Raw genomic sequence first — 16,817 nt, 5'->3', positions numbered from 1 at the left:
GTACCGCCCCCCTCAGCCCCCGCTGACCCACCGCATCACCACCAGCGTCCCCGTCACCGTCAGGGCGCCGCCGATGCGGGTGGCGATCTGGGCGAAGGGCATCAGCGCCATGCGGTTGGCGGCGGTGAGGATCGCCACGTCCCCGGTGCCGCCCTGGCCGCTATGGCAGGCATTCACGATGGCGGTCTCGATCGGGTACATGCCGAAGCGGCGCCCCACCAGGAAGCCGGTGGCCATCAGCGTCACCACCGTCGAGACGATGGTGACGAGGTTCGCCAGCGTGAAAGCGGCCACCAGCTTGTCCCAGGGGGTCATCGACACACCGATGGCGAAGAGCAGCGGATAGGTCATGCTGATCTGGACGAACTTGTAGGCAACGAAGCCGCCGGCCTGAAGACGCGGCGAGACCGCGCTGGCGAGCTTGGCGAGGACCGCCAGGAACAGCATCGCCACGGGGGCGGGCAGGCCGGTGAGGTGATGCATCATCACGCCGAGCAGGTAGAGCGTCACGGCGGTGAGCCCCGCGGCGCCCACGGTGGCGGCGTCCACGGGGATGTCCTCGACCTTGGCGGCGGTGACGTCGTTGTCCCGGTCCGGCTGGAGCCGGCCCTCGCCAGTGAGGTGGGGCATCCGCTTGCCCACGGCATTGAGGGTTCCGGCCAGCACGATCGCCGTGAGGCTGCCGAGCATGACGGGGGGCAGCACCTGCGCGAACACGTCGCCCTGGCTCTGGCCAAGGATGGCGGCGTAGCCGATGGAGAGCGGGATCGCGCCCTCGCCGACGCCACCGGCCATGATCGGCACCACGAGGAAGAAGAACGTCTCGTAGGCGCCCAGGCCAAGCAGGGTGCCGACCAGCGTGCCGACGCAGGCCGCCGCCACGGAACCGGCCGCCAGGGGCACGAAGATCTTGAGGAAGCCCTTGATCAGCACCTCCCGGTCCATGCCGAGGATACTGCCGACGATGATCGTAGCGATGTAGAGATAGAGAAAATTGGTGAACTTGGTGAAATCCGTGATCGCCTTCACCAGCGGCATCGGAATCAGCATGTAATAGACCAGGGCCGAGGGGATGAAGGTCGCGAAGATCGCGCCCGCCCCGATGGTCTTCAGGACCGGCAGGCGCTTGCCGATCTCGGCGCAGGTGAAGCCGCCGAGCGCCAGCACCGCGATCATCGTCGGCGCATCGGGCTTGATCTCGCCCTCCGAAGTGAGGACAGCGAGCAGGGCGACGAGGATGGCGTAGACCGGCGCCGGGATGATGCCGATCTTGAAGTCCACGAGACGCCACCAGCCCTCGGGTCGAAAGTGGCGCGTGGGCGTCTCGGCCGCCGGACCGGATTCGGCGGCGGAGGCGGAAGCTGGGCTCGCCATCGATACTCTCCCGTCAGCCGATCTCCTCGCAGGTCGGCTTTCTTGATCGGACCTTCTCGGCGAACCGGGACGAGCGTCCACCCGCCGCCGGCCCCTCCCGGTTCCGTGATGCGGCCATGGGCGGATGGCGTCGACGGCTTGTCAACTGGAGGTCGTATCAACCTGGCCGGATCGTTCCGAAAGGCCGTTCACGTCCACGAGAGCGGGGCAAATGGCTGGCCGATGGCCCTCGCGGATTTCATCCTCCTGCGAAACGGTCTAAACCGCGCCCCTCGCGCCGAGCGCGCGCCGTCCGAACACCAGCCGCTTACCTGCCTCGTTCGCAGGAGTGAGCGCGAGGAGACCCGATCCGATGCCCATCCTGACATTCCCCGACGGCAACACCCGCAGCTACGACGCCGCGGTGACCGGCCGTACCGTGGTCGAGGGCATCGCCAAGAGCCTCGCCAAGCGCACCGTCGCCATGGCGCTCGACGGCACGGTCCGTGACCTCGGCGACCTGATCGAGGCGGATGCCCGCATCGAGTTCCTCGATCGGGCCGACCCGCGCAGCCTCGAACTGATCCGGCACGATTGCGCCCACGTCCTGGCGGAGGCCGTGCAATCCCTGTGGCCGGAGACGCAGGTCACCATCGGCCCGGTGATCGAGAACGGGTTCTACTACGATTTCGCCCGCGACCAGCCGTTCACGCCCGAGGACTTCCCCAAGATCGAGGCGAAGATGCGCGAGCTCATCGCCCGCGACGCCCCCTTCACCAAGGAGGTTTGGAAGCGCGACGACGTGCGAGCGCTGTTCGAGTCGAAAGAGGAGATATACAAGGTCGAACTCGTCGACGCGATCCCGCCCGGCGAGGACCTGAACATTTACCGCCAGGGCGAGTGGTTCGACCTCTGCCGCGGCCCGCACATGACCTCCACGGGCAAGGTCGGCACCGCCTTCAAGTTGATGAAAGTGGCCGGCGCCTATTGGCGCGGCGATTCCAACAACCCGATGCTGACCCGCATCTACGGCACCGCCTGGGCCACGAAGGAAGATCTCGACGCCTATCTCCATCGGCTGGAGGAGGCCGAGCGTCGCGACCATCGCCGCCTCGGACGTGAGATGGACCTGTTCCACTTCCAGGAGGAGGGGCCGGGCGTCGTGTTCTGGCACGCCAAGGGCTGGACCATCTTCCAGGAGCTGATCGCCTACATGCGCCGCCGCCTGAAGGGCGACTATGCCGAGGTGAACGCGCCGCAGATCCTCGACAAGTCGCTGTGGGAGACCTCCGGCCACTGGGACTGGTACCGGGAGAACATGTTCGCCGCGCAAAGCGCCGGCGACGAGGCCGAGGACAAGCGCTGGTTCGCGCTCAAACCGATGAACTGCCCCGGCCATGTGATGATTTTCAAACACGGCCTGAAATCCTACCGCGACCTGCCCCTGCGCATGGCCGAGTTCGGTATCGTCCACCGCTACGAGGCGTCGGGCGCCATGCACGGGCTGATGCGCGTACGCGGCTTCACGCAGGACGACGCTCACGTCTTCTGCACCGAGGACCAGCTCGCCGACGAATGCCTGAAGATCAACGACCTGATCCTCTCGACCTATGACGATTTCGGCTTCGGCGACATCGTGGTGAAGCTCTCCACCCGGCCCGAAAAGCGGGTCGGTTCGGATGCCCTCTGGGACCATGCCGAGGAGGTGATGACCCGCGTCCTGGCGCAGATCGAGGAGCAGTCGGGCGGCCGCATCCGCACCGAGATCAACCCCGGCGAGGGCGCCTTCTACGGGCCGAAATTCGAATACGTGCTCCGCGACGCCATCGGCCGCGACTGGCAATGCGGCACGACCCAGGTTGATTTCAATCTGCCGGAGCGCTTCGGGGCGTTCTACGTCGATGCCGACAGCCAGAAGAAGGCGCCGGTCATGGTGCACCGGGCGATCTGCGGCTCGCTGGAGCGCTTCACCGGCATCCTGATCGAGCATTTCGCCGGCCATTTCCCGCTCTGGCTCGCGCCGGTGCAGGTGGTGGTGGCCACGATCACCCAGGACGCCGATCCCTACGCTCGCGAGGTGGTGGCCGCCCTCGACCGTGCAGGCCTGCGCGTCGAGTCGGACCTGCGCAACGAGAAGATCAACTACAAGGTCCGCGAGCACTCCCTGGCCAAGGTGCCGGTGATGCTCGTGGTCGGTCGCAAGGAAGGCGAGGAGCGCACCGTCTCGATCCGGCGGCTGGGCAGCCAGCAGACCCGGACGGCCGCCCTCGACACCGCCCTGGCGGATCTCGTCGCGGAGGCGGCGTCGCCGGATCTGCGCCGCAAGCAGGCGGTGGAAGAGAGCGTGCCGAGTGCCGACGTGGCGCTCGACGGCCAGCACGGGGAAAGCCCGACGCCGTGAGGCGGTCTCGGTGAGCTCTGCCTCTCCCCGCCCTGCGGGGAGAGGGCCGCGACGACCCCGTCGTCGGCGCGGCAAGGCGGCAGCCGGGGGTGAGGGGGATTGGCCGGAGGAGCCACGCCTGGAGTCACCCCCTCACCCTCGCCCTGACTGGCTCACGTCGCCTCCCGACGAGGGGAGGACGACGTCCTCTCCCCGTCCACGGGGAGAGGGGTAGGCGTGGCTCTACGGCACCTCGTTGCCGGCGTAGTTGATGGAGCCGTCGGCGCCCTTCTTCCAGACGTACATCACGTAGTCGGGCCGGGTGATGTCGCCCTTCTTGTCGTAGGAGATGTCGCCGATCACGGTGTCGAACGGCTTGCCCTGATGCAGGTAGGTGGCGAGCTTCTGGCCGTCGCTGGACTTCGTCGCCTCCATCGCCTGTTTCAGGATCTGAACGGCGGCGTAGGAATAGAGCGTGTAGCCCTCGGGATCGAAGTTCATGGCCTTGAAGGCGTCGATGGTCGTCTTGGCCTTCGGGTTCTTGCGGGCGTCGGGCGAGAAGGTCATGAGCGTTCCGTCGGAGCCGGGACCGGCCACCTGGGAGAACTCGCGGTCGGCGATGCCGTCACCGCCCATGAGCGGGGCGGCGAGGCCCTGGTCGCGCATCTGGCGGATCAGGAGCCCGGCCTCGGTGTAGAGGCCGCCGAAATAGACCACGTCGATCCCGGCCTGCTTCAGCTTCGAGACGAGGGAGGAGAAGTCCTTCTCGCCGGGGTTGATGCCTTCGAACATCACGTTGGTGCCGCCCTTGGCTTTCAGCGCCTTCAGGGTCTCGTCGGCGAGGCCACGGCCGTAGGGGGTCTTGTCGTGGACGAAGGCGATCTTCTTGCCCTTGAACTTGTCGGCGAGATAACTCCCGGCCACGGCGCCCTGCTGGTCGTCGCGTCCACAGGTGCGGAACGTGTTCCAGTTGCCGCGCTCGGTATACTTGATCGCCGTCGAGCCGGGGCTGATCTCGATGATACCGGCTTCCTGCAGCACGTCGGAGACCGGGATCGAAACGCCGGAATTGAACGCGCCGACCACGGCCTTCACGCCCTCGGAGGCGAACTTGTTGGCCACCGACACGCCCTGCTTCGGATCGGAGGCGTCGTCGCCCACGGAGATGACAAGCTTCTCGCCATTGACGCCGCCGGCCTTGTTGATGTCGGCGATCGCCTGGGCCGCGCCGGTCTTGATCTGGGCGCCGAAGGCCGCGTTGGGGCCGGTGACGGGGACGACCACGCCGATCTTGATCTCGGCCTGTGCGGCGCCCGCCAGCATCAGCGCGCCCAGGGCCACGCTCATCGCCATCAGTGTTTTCATGGTCATTTCCCCTTAGATCGGCGCGGCGGATCGAACCGTCTCCGCATGGCGCATGGTTGCACGAAGATGGTGCGGATTCACGTCCCTTGCCGGTCGCGCCACGTCAGCGGGCCGGTTCGTTCGTAGAGCCAGCGATACTGGGTGGTCATCTGCCGGGTGCGGGTGATCCGGTAGCCGAGCGCACCGATGGCGAGGATCACCACCGCGTCGAGGACGTAGCCGACCGGCGAGAGCAGCGCGCCCGAGAACAGGGCGTAGTGGAGGAAGCGCGACACCGCCGCGATGGCGAGCCCGGCCAGCACGCAATGCCAGAACGGACGCCATCCCCTGGCGAAGCCGCTGCCGGCCATCCAGGCGGCGCCTCCGCCCATCGCCACGGTGACGAGGAGGAAGATGCCGAGATTGGGCGTGTCGAGGGACAGGGTCTCGGTCAATGCTGGCCCCCTTCGAGATAGGCTGCCTTCACCTGCGGGTCGTCGAGGAGTTCGCGGCCGGTGCCGCTCATCGTCACCGCGCCCGTCACCATGACGTAGCCGCGATGGGCGAGCTTCAGGGCATGATAGGCGTTCTGCTCGACGATGAAGACGGTGAGGCCCTCGCGCTGGTTGAGGTCGCGCACGGCCGAGAAGATCTGCTTGACGATGAGCGGGGCGAGGCCGAGCGACGGTTCGTCGAGCATCAGCAGGCGCGGGCGGCTCATCAGGGCGCGGGCGATGGCGAGCATCTGCTGCTCGCCGCCGGACATGGTGCCACCGCGCTGGTCGAGCCGTTCCTTCAGGCGCGGGAACAGCGTGCACATGCGCTCGAGATCTTCGGCGAAGTGCCGCCCGCCATGCACCGCCGCCCCCATCTGCAGGTTCTCGCGCACGCTCATGCGAGAGAAGATGCGCCGCCCTTCCGGTGACTGGGCGATGTTGAGGCGCGCGATCTCGTGGGTCGCCATGCGGGTGATGTCGCGGCCCGCATAGGTGATGCTGCCGGTGCGGGCCTGCGGTTGGCCGAAGATCGTCATCATCAGGGTCGACTTGCCGGCCCCGTTAGCGCCAATCAGGGCGACAATCTCGCCCTCGTTCACGTGCAGGTCGACGCCCTTCAGGGCCTGGATGCTGCCGTAATAGGCAGAGACGCCGCGCACATCGAGGAGAGGCGCCTGCAGCGCGCGGGTCTCCTCGACGAGGACGTTGATGCCGGCCACACTCATGCTTGCGTTCCCGTCAGGCCGACCTCGGCCTCCACCGCCGCCACCTCTTCGTCGTCGACGCCGAGATAGGCGGCGATGACGCGGGTATCGGTGCGGATGTCGTCGGGCGTGCCGTCGGCGATCTTGGTGCCGTAATCGAGCACGACGATCCGGTCGGAGATCTGCATCACCACCGACATGTCGTGCTCGATGAGGAGGACGGAGGTGTCGTACTCGTCCCGGATCAGGCGCAGCAGAGTGTTGAGCTCCGAGGATTCGCGCGGGTTGAGGCCGGCGGCGGGCTCGTCGAGGCAGAGCAGCACCGGGTCGGTGCACATGGCCCGCGCGATCTCAAGGCGGCGCTGGTCGCCATAGGGCAGGTCGCCGGCGGCATCGTCGGCCCGCGCCGTGAGGCCGATCCGGTCGAGCCAAGCGGCGGCCTTCTCGATTCCCGCCTTCTCGGCGCTGCGATAGGCGGGCAGCCCGAGGATGCCGAGGATCGAGAAGCCCGAGGCGCGCATCAGCGGCTTGTGCATGGCCACCAGCAGGTTCTCCAACACGGTCATGCGCGGGAACAGGCGGATGTTCTGGAAGGTGCGGGCGACGCGGGCGAGGCGGTTGACGTCATGGCCGGGCAGGCGCTCCAGCATGTAGGTCTCGCCGGCCTTCTGCACCAAGCGGATCATGCCCTCACTCGGCTTGTAGAAGCCGGTGATGCAGTTGAAGACCGTGGTCTTGCCGGCGCCGTTCGGACCGATCAGCGCGGTGATGTCGCCGCGCCCGACCTTGAACGAGAGGTCGTTGACGGCGGTCAGCCCGCCGAACCGCATGGTTAGGTGGTCGACGATCAGTACCGGGTCCGCCGGGCCGCCGGGCATCTCGGCGGGGGGCTCGTCCTTCACGGTGGCGAGCCGGGTGAGGCCTGTGGCGAGGGTCATCGGCCGCGCTCCGCGATGGTGACGGAGGGCGTTCGCTCGGAGATGAGGCCGCGCGGGCGAAACACCATCATCGCCACCATGGCGAGGCCGAACAGCAGCAGGCGGTACTCGTTCGGGTCGAAGCCCTCGCCGAACACCGCCTTCAGGAAGCCGAGATTGCGCAGAAGTTCGGGGCCGCCGACCATGACGATGGCGGCGATGGCCACCCCTATCTGGCTGCCCATGCCGCCGAGCACGACGATGGCGAGGATGATCGCGCTCTCCAGGAAATTGAAGCTCTCCGGCGACACGAAGGCCTGCCGTACGGCGAAGAACGATCCGGCGAACCCGGCGAACATCGCCCCGAGCGCGAAGGCGGTGAGCTTGGTGATGGTGGTGTCGATGCCGAGCGAGCGGCAGGCGATCTCGTCCTCGCGCAGGGCCTCCCAGGCGCGGCCGAGGGGAAGGCGACGCATGCGCAGGGTCACGAGGTTGGTGACCAGCGCCAGCACGAGGATCAGGTAATAGAGGAAGACCAGCCGGTGCATCGGGTTGAAGGCGAGCCCGAAGGTGGCCGCGAACCCGTTCTCGCCGGCCGTGAAGGGCAGGCCGAAGAAGCTGACGCGGGGGATCGAGGAGATGCCCGCCGAGCCACCCGAGAAGTCGGTCCAGTTGATTAGGACGAGGCGGATGATCTCGCCGAAAGCCAGCGTCACGATGGCGAGGTAATCGCCGCGCAGCCGCAGCACGGGAAAGCCCAGCAGCACGCCGAAGGCAGCGGCGAACAGGCCGGCGAGTGGCAGGCAGATCCAGAAGGACAGGCCGAATACGGTGGAGAGGAGGGCATAGGAATAGGCCCCCACCGCGTAGAAGGCGACGTAGCCCAGATCGAGGAGGCCTGCGAGGCCGACCACGATGTTGAGGCCCCAGCCGAGCATGACGTAGGTCAGGATCAGGATGCCGAGATCGATCCAGTAACGGCCTTCGCCCAGCGACCCGGCACCGAGGGCGGCGAGGAAGGGCAGGGTAAGGGCGATTCCGAGGGTAATCGGCGAGAGAATGGCGCCGAGCCGGCTCGCTCCTTCCACCACCGCCACGGGGGCGCGGGCGGCGCGCCGTCGGTCGCGGCCGCCGAGATAGAGCTGCTGCAGGAAGCGCAGGACGAAGATGGCGGCACAGAGGGCGAAGACGGTGCCCCAGCGGCTGGTGATGACGAGGCCGATGCCCTGGCCGAGATCGGTGCGGTAGCTGACGATGGGCACGCAGAGGCCCAGCGTCACCAGGGCGAACAGCCCTGCATCCTTGATCAGGCCGGGCAGGGGAGAGGCCTCGGCGCGGGCGGTCGCGGCGATGGGGGTGGTCGAACCGGATGCCACGTCAGACCTTCTCCACTTCGGGCCGGCCAAGGATGCCCGAAGGCTTGAAGATGAGCACGACGATGAGGATGAGGAACGCGGCCACATCCTTGTACTCGATGGAGAAATAGGCCGACCAGAACGTCTCGATCAGGCCGATGATGATCCCGCCGATGACGGCGCCGGGCAGGGAGCCGATTCCGCCGAGCACGGCGGCGGTGAAGGCCTTCACCCCCGGCACGAACCCGTCCGAGAACGAGACCACGCCGTAATAGAGCAGGTAGAGCGTGCCCGCGACGGCGGCCAAAGCCGCGCCGAGGACGAAGGTCAGGGAGATCGTGCGGTCGACGTTGATGCCGAGCAGGGCCGCCATGCGCCGGTCCTGCTCCACGGCGCGCTGGGCGCGGCCGAAGGGCGTCTTCTGCACGAGGTACCAGAAGCCCGCGAGGAGCACGGCCGTGGTGACCATGATGATCGCCTGCTTGTAGGACAGGGTCACGGTGTATTGCTCGTTCTGGTAGAGGACGACCACGTCGCGCACGAGGGGCGGCACCGGCTTGTTGCGGGCGCCCTGCACCACCTGGACGAAATTCGACAGGAAGATCGACACACCGATCGCCGAGATCAGCGGCGCAAGGCGGAACGAGCCGCGCAAGGGCCGGTAGGCCACCCGCTCGATCGCCCAGCCCCACAGGGCGGTCAGCACCATGGCGACCACCAGCACGATCAGGAAGACCAGGGCCACGGAAGACAGGCCGAGCCAGGTCGTGAGGATGAGGAAGGCGATCAGGGCGATGAAGGCCGAGACCATGAAGACGTCGCCATGCGCGAAATTCACCATGCCGATGATGCCGAACACCATGGTGTAGCCGATGGCGATCAGGCCGTAGATCGACCCGAGGGTCAGGCCGTTGATGAATTGCTGGGCGAAGAATTCCATCGATGGGCTTTCGCGAATGGCATGCCAGATGGCCGCCCGGGGCTGTCCCGAGCCTGCCCACCGCCAGGATCGAGCGTGTTCGGCGCGGGCGAGTGTCTGCAAGAACGCTTCGGGGTCAATGCGGAAATCGCCACGGTCCGAACGGATTGTCACGTCTCGTCACGAAGCCAGCTTCGGAACACGGCGGCGCGAGGAGACGAATACGCTCCGCGAGCACCCCGGCGTGGAACATCCGACCCTCGACCCTACGGTTTCCCGTAGTACGCAGCGTCCCCCGGCACTGCCAGACATGATCCGAAGACGGAGAGGCTGGTATGATCCACATCGTTACCCCCGCCAACGAGACCATGTATCGCGACGAGATGGAACAGGTCTGGCGCCTGCGCCACGACATCTTCGTGACCGAGAAAGGCTGGACGGACCTCGCCAAGCCGGATCGTCGCGAGATCGACCAATTCGATACGCCGCATGCCATCCATTTTCTGGCGATCGAGCAAGGCAAGGTCATCGGCTATAGCCGGCTTCTCCCGACGACACGCCCGCACCTGCTGTCGGACATCATGCCTCAACTATGCGAAGGCGAGCTCCCGCGCGGCAGCGATTGCTGGGAATGGACCCGGCAGGCGGTGGCACGCTCGCACCGGGCGCGGGGCAAGGCGGTCAACCCGGTCTCCCTCGCGCTCCTCACCGGCATCGTCGAGTGGGGGATGCATCACGGCGTGAACCGGCTCGTGCTGCAGATGCCGACCCTCTATCTCTTGCATGTGGTGCAGCTGCATTTCCGCGCCCGACCGCTCGGCCTGCCCCATGCGATCAGCGGCGAGGACATCATCGCGGCGACCGCGGAATTCGACGAGCGTACCCTGGCTCGGCTGCGCAACGTCAGCGGCAATCCGGATTCGGTGCTCGCGCCGTCCTCCTACGCCTATCTTGCCGCCTGAGAAGGCCGCTCGCCGAACCATCAAGAATGTTTCGAAGAGGAAGCTCTTCGACAAGAGAAGAAGAAGGGCTGACATTATGTACGCATCGATAATCGAAAGAGACGAACGTCTCGACTCATTGGCAGGGCATTGCATCGCGGCACGGGACATCATCGAGGCATCGGGCACTTCGGTGATGCGTCAATTGATCGACCTCCTGCTGTTCGAGATCGGCGTAGCCATGGCGAAGGCGACGGAGACCGAGCGGCAACCGACCCGCAGCAACTGATGCGGCGGAGGGGGCGATCCCCGCTCGGGCCCGCGCGTCCCGGTCTTGCCCCCTTGAAGCTACCTCCTCGAACGAGCCGGGAGGACGCCTTTTCCTTCAAGGCCCCCTCGACGATTTGGTGCTCGAGGAGGGACCAAAACTCGGTCCGCGCCCGTCATCGGATTTGCCTCGCTGGACCGACCGCAGACTGGCTTTCGTGACGACGCGCCGGATCCGATCGCCCGCGGCTTAATGCGCTGAGCTCCTCACGCCGCCCGACCGTCATCGGCGGCGAATATCAGCCCGTCTCCGAACGAGGGCTCCGGCGACGGGCACGGCCCCGCCATCGACATGGGGACATGCGCAGGGGCACGCCGATCTCCTCGCGGATGAAGAACGATCGCATCGCATTCATGCCGGGAAGGGCGAGGACGCCATCGTCGAGGGCAGGGCAAAGCAGCGGCGGGATGAACCAGGATCCGCCCGTGCGTGTTGAGACCCGGTAGATCGCTTCCGATCGCATGGACGAACACACATGCCGACATTGGCCCGCACTCTCGCGCTCCTCCTCGCCGTCTCCGTGGCGCCGGCGCTCGCGCAGGACGGGCAGGCGGGCCAGCCGACATTCCGAACGCAGGCTCCACTGGGCAGCTTCAAGGCGTCCAGGATCATCGGCCTGCGCGTGGTCGGTCAGGATCACGTCAAGGTCGGCACGATCGAGGATGTGATGGTGGATGGCGGCGGTCGCATTCAGGCCGTGGTGATCGATGTCGGCGGCTTCCTCGGGGTCGGAGGCAAGAAGGTCGCGGTGTCCTTCGACCAGTTGGTCTGGAACACCCACGCGAAGGCGGGGCAGGCACCCGACCCCTCCATCGTCAAGCCGAAGGACGCCCCATCCGAGGCCCGGGCGGCCGAGGTGACGCCGGAGACCATGCCCGGCGCAAAGTCCGGCAACGCCGTCCTCAACGCGGAGACCACCGGCGACACCAACCAGGCCACCGGCCCCGCAGGCGCCGCCACGACGACCGATGCCACGAAGGACCGGGCGACCGTCCAGATCGGAGAACCCATCGAGGCCGAGATCCGCCGGACGAAGGCGGAGTTGGAGGCAGCACCGGCCTTCACTTACCCGACGCAGACCGCGCCGTGATGCGTGGTCGGGGAATGGCCGCGATAATGTGAGACGTTGGTTGAGGCACAGATTCGAGGCCCCACGAAAACGTTCCGGCATCGCGCCGGAAACATGTGAGTTGAACCGCCAGAGCAATCCGCGTCAGGCGCAACACGCATTATCGGCTCGAAGCCGGGATGCAGCTGAAGCAGCGATGTTCAGGACGATCTCGATGTAACGATCCCGAGGGCCCTTAAGCCTTCGTCGGGATCAGACGCTTCGGGGTACATCAACTCGAAAGAGTTGGTGCGGCCAAGAGGACTCGAACCTCCACCCCTTGCAGGACTAGCACCTCAAGCTAGCGCGTCTACCAATTCCGCCATGGCCGCATCGGTACCACCCGTTCCGCCGCGCTCTCCGCCGGAGGGCGGTGCGGGACGTTTCGTGTGGCGCGGCGCAGCGGATAACAGATCGAATCTGCCACGACAAGCGCCGTCATGCGACTCAGATGAGATCCACCGGCCCGTCGAGGATCTGGACCGCCCCGTCGCCGATGGTGACGCCGGGGGTGCGCACGACTTCCGCCTTGCGGATCAGCTCGGTGATCTCCACCGAGATCCGGTTTCCCGTCACCACGATCTGTCCGCGCGCGATCGGGTGGTCGTTGGCGAGAATCTCAACCATATCCGTTTCCGTGGACTCGAGTTCGATCACGGCGCCGCGTCCCATGCGCAGCAGCATGTGGAGCGGCATGTGACTGCGCCCGAGCACCACCGAGAGATCGACCTTGAGGTCTTCGAAAACTGCCACGCGCCACGAACTCCATCGGCCCGTATCGGGCCCCGCTCGGCGGAGTGTTCCTGAGATATGGTGAAGCCTTGGTAAACGATGTCCCCCCCAGCGCTAGGCTTTCCGCCTCAACGGCCGATTTCCGACCGAGATCCGCCTTGAGGCCGGTCCTGTGGCGGATCAGCGACACCCTCGTCCCCTACGACGAGGCGGTGGCGGCGATGGAAGCACAAGCCGGGCGGATCGCGAGCGGGGAGGCGGCCGAGATGGTCTGGCTGCTCGAACACCCGCCGCTCTACACCGCCGGAACCTCGGCGAAAGAAGCAGACCTCGTCGAGCCCGACCGGTTCCCGGTCCACGCCACGGGGCGGGGCGGGCAATACACGTATCACGGGCCGGGGCAGCGGGTGGCCTATGTCATGCTCGACCTCAACCGGCGCAGACCGGACCTGCGCGCCTACGTGTCCGCCTTGGAAGCCTGGATCATCGCCACCCTCGGCGCCTTCAACGTGCGCGGCGAACGGCGCGAGGACCGCGTCGGCGTCTGGGTACGCCGGCCGGAGAAAGGGGAGGGGGCGGAGGACAAGATCGCGGCGATCGGCATCCGCGTGCGGCGCTGGGTGAGTTTCCACGGCATCAGCCTCAATGTGGAGCCCGACCTGTCGCACTTCACCGGCATCGTCCCCTGCGGCATCAGCACCCACGGCGTGACCAGCCTCGTCGATCTCGGCCAGATCGTCACCCTGCCCGAAGTGGACATGGCGCTACGCGCCGCGTTCGAGACAATCTTTGGAGAGACGCAAGACGGATGAGGACGTGCGCAACACGGACACAGGATCCGAGATTTGATCGACGACGGTTGCGAGATACTTCTTATACGCGGTTCAACACCCCGGGGGTCCAGCAAAATACTGAATTATAACTCGGCTTATCATATCGTCGCCGCCAAAATCTACAGAGTATGACCGTCGGCGCCTGGACCGACACAATAAAGCCATTCTAAATCAAGCATCGATCCACTCTGACTTGACGACGGACAATTGACAGGCCTGTGCTCGCGTTTGTAGCTCATGACTGAGCGTGGTTAGGCAGAGCAGCGATCCGTCTCGCGTAGCGCCACCTGTCTCCCGTAGCGAGCGGTGGGCGATCCGTTCCACGCGATCGTGACCGCGCGACTGTTCTGGTAGGCGCCCGCCCATGACGATCCGCACCGTTCTGTTCCGCCTGCATTGGTTGCTCGGCCTCACGGCCGGACTGGTCCTCGCCCTGGTCGGCGTGACCGGCGCCATGCTGAGCTATGAAGAAGCACTGACGGAATGGGTGAACGGCGACCGCGCCTTCGTCGCCGCGAGCGACGCGCCCCGCCTCTCGCCCGCCGCCCTCAAGGCGAGGATCGAGGCGCAGCGGCCGGGCCTCACGGTGAGTTCCCTGACCCTCTGGGGCGATCCGGAACGAAGCCCGCGCATCCGGTTCACCAACGACGCCAAGCTGAGCGCACGGCCGCCGACACTCTATCTCGACCCCGTCGAGGGCCGGGAGCTCGGCGAGATGCGGCTGGAGAGCGCTTTCGCCACCATCCGCAAGCTGCATCGCTGGCTGCTCCTGCCGGGGGACGGCAAGGGCTGGGGCCGCAGCATCACCGGCATCTGCACCATTGCCCTGCTCGTGTTCCTGGGCACGGGGCTCTACCTGCGATGGCCCAGGATCCATTCCTGGAGGATCTGGCTGAAGCCCTCCCTCAAGCGCCCCGGCCGGCCGCGCTGGTGGTCGCTGCACAGCATTGCCGGAACCTGGCTCATTCCGTCCTACGCCGCCATCGCCCTGACCGGGCTGTGGTGGTCCTACGACGGCTATAGAAACGCCGCGACCTGGCTGCTCACCGGCGAGACCCGAGCCGCGCGGGCGCCGCGCAGCCCGGGCCCACCCACGCAGGTCCCCGCCTCGGCCCTGGATACGGCCTGGGCGACCTTCAGCGCCGGGGAGGGGGCCGGCGCCTATATGGCTCTCATCGCGCTTCCGGGGCCGGACCTGCCGACGCTCCGTATCCGCTTCCTCGCCAACCCCTCGGATCTGCCGAAGGCGCGGGATGAAGCGACGTTCGATCCCGTCACCGGCGCCCGCCTCTCGCAAGCCCGATTCGCCGACAAGCCCTTGGGCCAGCAGATGGCCGAGAACATGCTGGAGGTGCATCGCGGGCGCTTCTTCGGCGGCATCGTCGCCTTCCTGTTCTTCACCGCCGCCCTGGCGATGCCGCTCTTCGCGGTCACGGGCCTCGTCCTCTACGTCCTGCGCCGCGGCGCCCGGCGGCGCAGATCGATGGCCGCCGCACCTGCCGGCGCAACGACGAGTCGCGCCTGAGCGAGCGGCTGGTCCCGACACCGTGGCCTACCGCCGGTTTCGTGGACATCGAGATCGGGTGCTTCAGGAAGCCGGAGGTGGCCTGTGCAGGGAAAACGATCTGGGCGTGAGTTCAAGATCGAGGCGGTTCGCCCGATTAGCGAACACGGTGCAAGCGTTGCGCAGGCGTCTCAGGATCTGAACGTCTACGAAACCGCCAGCAGGCCAGCGCCGGATTCCCGCGGTATCTCAACCCTTTAGATTTTAATGAAAATTGGTGAGCGCGCTGGGACTCGAACCCAGGACCTACAGATTAAAAGTAAATTGCTTCACCAGAATTCTCGTTATTTTTCAACGGTGTCTGTGTCCATCTTCCGCGACACCATCAGGCGAAATCTCGTCTGTTGCTCCAAGGTTTGGACACAGATCCTAGGCCCCTACAGTTGTTAAATCTTACGGATGGTGCTCGCCTTGAGTGTTTGAAATGGAGTATTGCCGGTCCGTCGTCGGACGTCGGATCCGAGAAGCAGTCATCCGCACGGGCGGTAGAATTTGACTGCTCCGCGCCCATCTCTGCCGTTCATGAAATGGTGGTGATTTCTCTGATGCAGACCTGGACGACTCGACTGTGGCGAAAAACCGTAGAGCGCGCGAGCGTTGTCATGCCGCAATCCTCATCGACTTTAGAGGCCTTCACGACTTAAGCGCTCCTCCATCTTCCGCAATGGCCACAAAATCTCATCACTCTGGCATAAGGTAGCGAACACAGGATCCCGAGCACGCCAGTAGCTGGCTTGTCTCTCGGTCACTAGGGTGAGTGCCTGACGAACGAGCTTCGGAAAGACTCGCTCCAATTGCCTCAAAGAATGGTCCAGCTTTTTTTCGTGCAACCAAACGTATTGATCCTTCCACTCGGCATCGTCCATTTTGTAGAGATCTGCTAAACTATCGATCTTAAATTCCTGATTGAGGTAGATGCTTGCAGCCGTACATACTTGGTGGAGGGACCGAAATTGCAAGTGTCGCTCGGCCTCGACTTCCATGAACGAGTCTCGGTGCTGATTTGTTTCGATATAATTAGTGAATGAATGAATATGGCAAATTAGATTTGAGACATGAAAAGTAAAATTAGCGATTTGCCTTTCCCGGCGGTTGAACCAACTAAAAAGGGCCAAGCCGATATTCGAGGCAAGATGGAGTTCTTCATGCAAGGGGAAGGTGATCGTCTTCTTGGATGAAAGCCTGTCGTAATCCGCTCGGATTGTCTCTTTGACATGTGCAAAGTAGATTTTCTTCGCTTGGAGGTCTGCGACGAGTAGCACAACCGGGACAGGGAGATTAAGCCAGTAATTCGCAGTAGCGGTTTTTACGGCCGGGCTACGCGCATAGCGCTCTCCCTCACTCCCCTCGTTCCATTTGATCTGCTTCACCCCCTTCAACTGCACTGATATGAGTTCGCCTGTGATGTGTCCGTCTTTGGTTGCGATTTCCACATAGCAGTCAACACCATAATCTCTCTCCGAGACCTCACGAACGATCCACTCATTGGGCGCGTTAGCCTGAAGGATACGCCATGACGAGGTTTCGGTAACATGCTCTTCAACACGCTTGGGTAGTTTCATCGTGCAAGCCTCGGTGGGGTGCCAATCGATCCCGGTAAATCGTTCGAAATGGAGCGACGTCGAGCTGCTGCTTGACAGGCTTGGCGGTCGTCAACAACGACTTGGCGGCAGATTGGGAAAGCGGATGAAAATATGGGCTCGCTTTGCCTTGTGATACCAACGGGCGCTGATCATAACCGATGAGCCCATTCGCGCAGTCCGATGGACATGATCTTCCAGGGTTGATCGGTGAGCCTGTTCCAGGCGTTGCAGCCGCGGTCGACGATGTCCTCGTAGGATG

The 16,817-nt window shown here is 65.0% G+C and carries 15 protein-coding genes and 1 tRNA gene; 6 read left to right on the top strand and 10 right to left on the bottom strand.

All coding sequences use genetic code 11. The features are described from left to right. Window positions 1-12: 12 nt before the first annotated feature. Window positions 13-1,374, bottom strand: coding sequence for a 2-hydroxycarboxylate transporter family protein (locus FPV16_RS25280; RefSeq protein ID WP_227441271.1), 1,362 nt, complete (start codon window positions 1,372-1,374; stop codon window positions 13-15). 352 nt (window positions 1,375-1,726) lie between these two features. On the opposite strand from FPV16_RS25280, the gene thrS reads away from it, so the two are divergent. Then, window positions 1,727-3,754, top strand: coding sequence for a threonine--tRNA ligase (thrS, locus tag FPV16_RS25275; RefSeq protein WP_227441270.1), 2,028 nt, complete (start codon window positions 1,727-1,729; stop codon window positions 3,752-3,754). Window positions 3,755-3,976: 222 nt separating this feature from the next. Here the strand turns inward: thrS and FPV16_RS25270 are convergent, their stop codons facing one another. The 6 genes from FPV16_RS25270 to FPV16_RS25245 all read right to left on the bottom strand — a co-directional run bounded on the left by FPV16_RS25270 (window position 3,977) and on the right by FPV16_RS25245 (window position 9,490). Continuing rightward, entirely contained in the window at window positions 3,977-5,104 is a 1,128-nt protein-coding gene (locus FPV16_RS25270; protein ID WP_413629403.1) for a branched-chain amino acid ABC transporter substrate-binding protein, read from the bottom strand. A gap of 71 nt (window positions 5,105-5,175) precedes the next feature. Next, complete coding sequence (locus FPV16_RS25265; RefSeq protein WP_227441268.1) at window positions 5,176-5,532, bottom strand: DUF6867 family protein; 357 nt, start codon at window positions 5,530-5,532, stop codon at window positions 5,176-5,178. Beyond that, window positions 5,529-6,299, bottom strand: coding sequence for an ABC transporter ATP-binding protein (locus FPV16_RS25260; RefSeq protein WP_227441267.1), 771 nt, complete (start codon window positions 6,297-6,299; stop codon window positions 5,529-5,531). The genes FPV16_RS25265 and FPV16_RS25260 overlap by 4 nt, the downstream gene beginning before the upstream one ends. After that, on the bottom strand, window positions 6,296-7,156 hold the full coding sequence (locus FPV16_RS25255; RefSeq protein ID WP_227441273.1) for an ABC transporter ATP-binding protein: 861 nt from the start codon (window positions 7,154-7,156) through the stop codon (window positions 6,296-6,298). The genes FPV16_RS25260 and FPV16_RS25255 overlap by 4 nt, the downstream gene beginning before the upstream one ends. Before the next feature lie 56 nt (window positions 7,157-7,212). Continuing rightward, the gene (livM, locus tag FPV16_RS25250; protein WP_413629400.1) at window positions 7,213-8,571 is read right to left on the bottom strand and encodes a high-affinity branched-chain amino acid ABC transporter permease LivM; all 1,359 of its coding nucleotides are present in this window, start codon (window positions 8,569-8,571) and stop codon (window positions 7,213-7,215) included. Between the two features lies 1 nt (window position 8,572). Further along, entirely contained in the window at window positions 8,573-9,490 is a 918-nt protein-coding gene (locus FPV16_RS25245) for a branched-chain amino acid ABC transporter permease (RefSeq protein ID WP_227441266.1), read from the bottom strand. Between the two features lie 314 nt (window positions 9,491-9,804). On the opposite strand from FPV16_RS25245, the gene FPV16_RS25240 reads away from it, so the two are divergent. The 3 genes from FPV16_RS25240 to FPV16_RS25230 all read left to right on the top strand — a co-directional run bounded on the left by FPV16_RS25240 (window position 9,805) and on the right by FPV16_RS25230 (window position 11,828). After that, the gene (locus FPV16_RS25240) at window positions 9,805-10,431 is read left to right on the top strand and encodes an acyl-homoserine-lactone synthase (protein ID WP_227441265.1); all 627 of its coding nucleotides are present in this window, start codon (window positions 9,805-9,807) and stop codon (window positions 10,429-10,431) included. A gap of 118 nt (window positions 10,432-10,549) precedes the next feature. Further along, window positions 10,550-10,699: a hypothetical protein gene (locus FPV16_RS25235; protein ID WP_227441264.1), complete on the top strand. Its 150-nt coding sequence runs from the start codon at window positions 10,550-10,552 to the stop codon at window positions 10,697-10,699. 514 nt (window positions 10,700-11,213) lie between these two features. After that, entirely contained in the window at window positions 11,214-11,828 is a 615-nt protein-coding gene (locus tag FPV16_RS25230; protein ID WP_227441263.1) for a PRC-barrel domain-containing protein, read from the top strand. 265 nt (window positions 11,829-12,093) lie between these two features. On the opposite strand, the gene FPV16_RS25225 is transcribed toward FPV16_RS25230, so the two are convergent. Then, window positions 12,094-12,178 (bottom strand) — tRNA-Leu (locus FPV16_RS25225). A gap of 115 nt (window positions 12,179-12,293) precedes the next feature. Next, the gene (locus FPV16_RS25220; protein ID WP_018044018.1) at window positions 12,294-12,599 is read right to left on the bottom strand and encodes a FliM/FliN family flagellar motor switch protein; all 306 of its coding nucleotides are present in this window, start codon (window positions 12,597-12,599) and stop codon (window positions 12,294-12,296) included. A 137-nt stretch (window positions 12,600-12,736) separates the two neighbouring features. Between FPV16_RS25220 and lipB the strand changes: the two genes are divergently transcribed. Both lipB and FPV16_RS25210 read left to right on the top strand, forming a co-directional pair. Beyond that, entirely contained in the window at window positions 12,737-13,390 is a 654-nt protein-coding gene (gene lipB / locus FPV16_RS25215; RefSeq protein ID WP_227441262.1) for a lipoyl(octanoyl) transferase LipB, read from the top strand. A gap of 385 nt (window positions 13,391-13,775) precedes the next feature. Beyond that, window positions 13,776-14,936, top strand: coding sequence for a PepSY-associated TM helix domain-containing protein (locus FPV16_RS25210; protein WP_227441261.1), 1,161 nt, complete (start codon window positions 13,776-13,778; stop codon window positions 14,934-14,936). A 662-nt stretch (window positions 14,937-15,598) separates the two neighbouring features. Here FPV16_RS25210 and FPV16_RS25205 read toward each other — a convergent pair. Then, window positions 15,599-16,537 carry a DUF4365 domain-containing protein gene (locus FPV16_RS25205; RefSeq protein ID WP_227441260.1) on the bottom strand — a complete coding sequence of 313 codons (939 nt, stop codon included), beginning with the start codon at window positions 16,535-16,537 and terminating at the stop codon, window positions 15,599-15,601. Window positions 16,538-16,817 lie beyond the last annotated feature (280 nt).

This window comes from Methylobacterium sp. W2 (assembly GCF_020662345.1).
Taxonomy (GTDB): Bacteria; Pseudomonadota; Alphaproteobacteria; order Rhizobiales; family Beijerinckiaceae; genus Methylobacterium.
The sequence above is the reverse complement of the archived record's forward strand: the minus strand, read 5'-3'. Positions and strand labels throughout refer to the sequence as shown.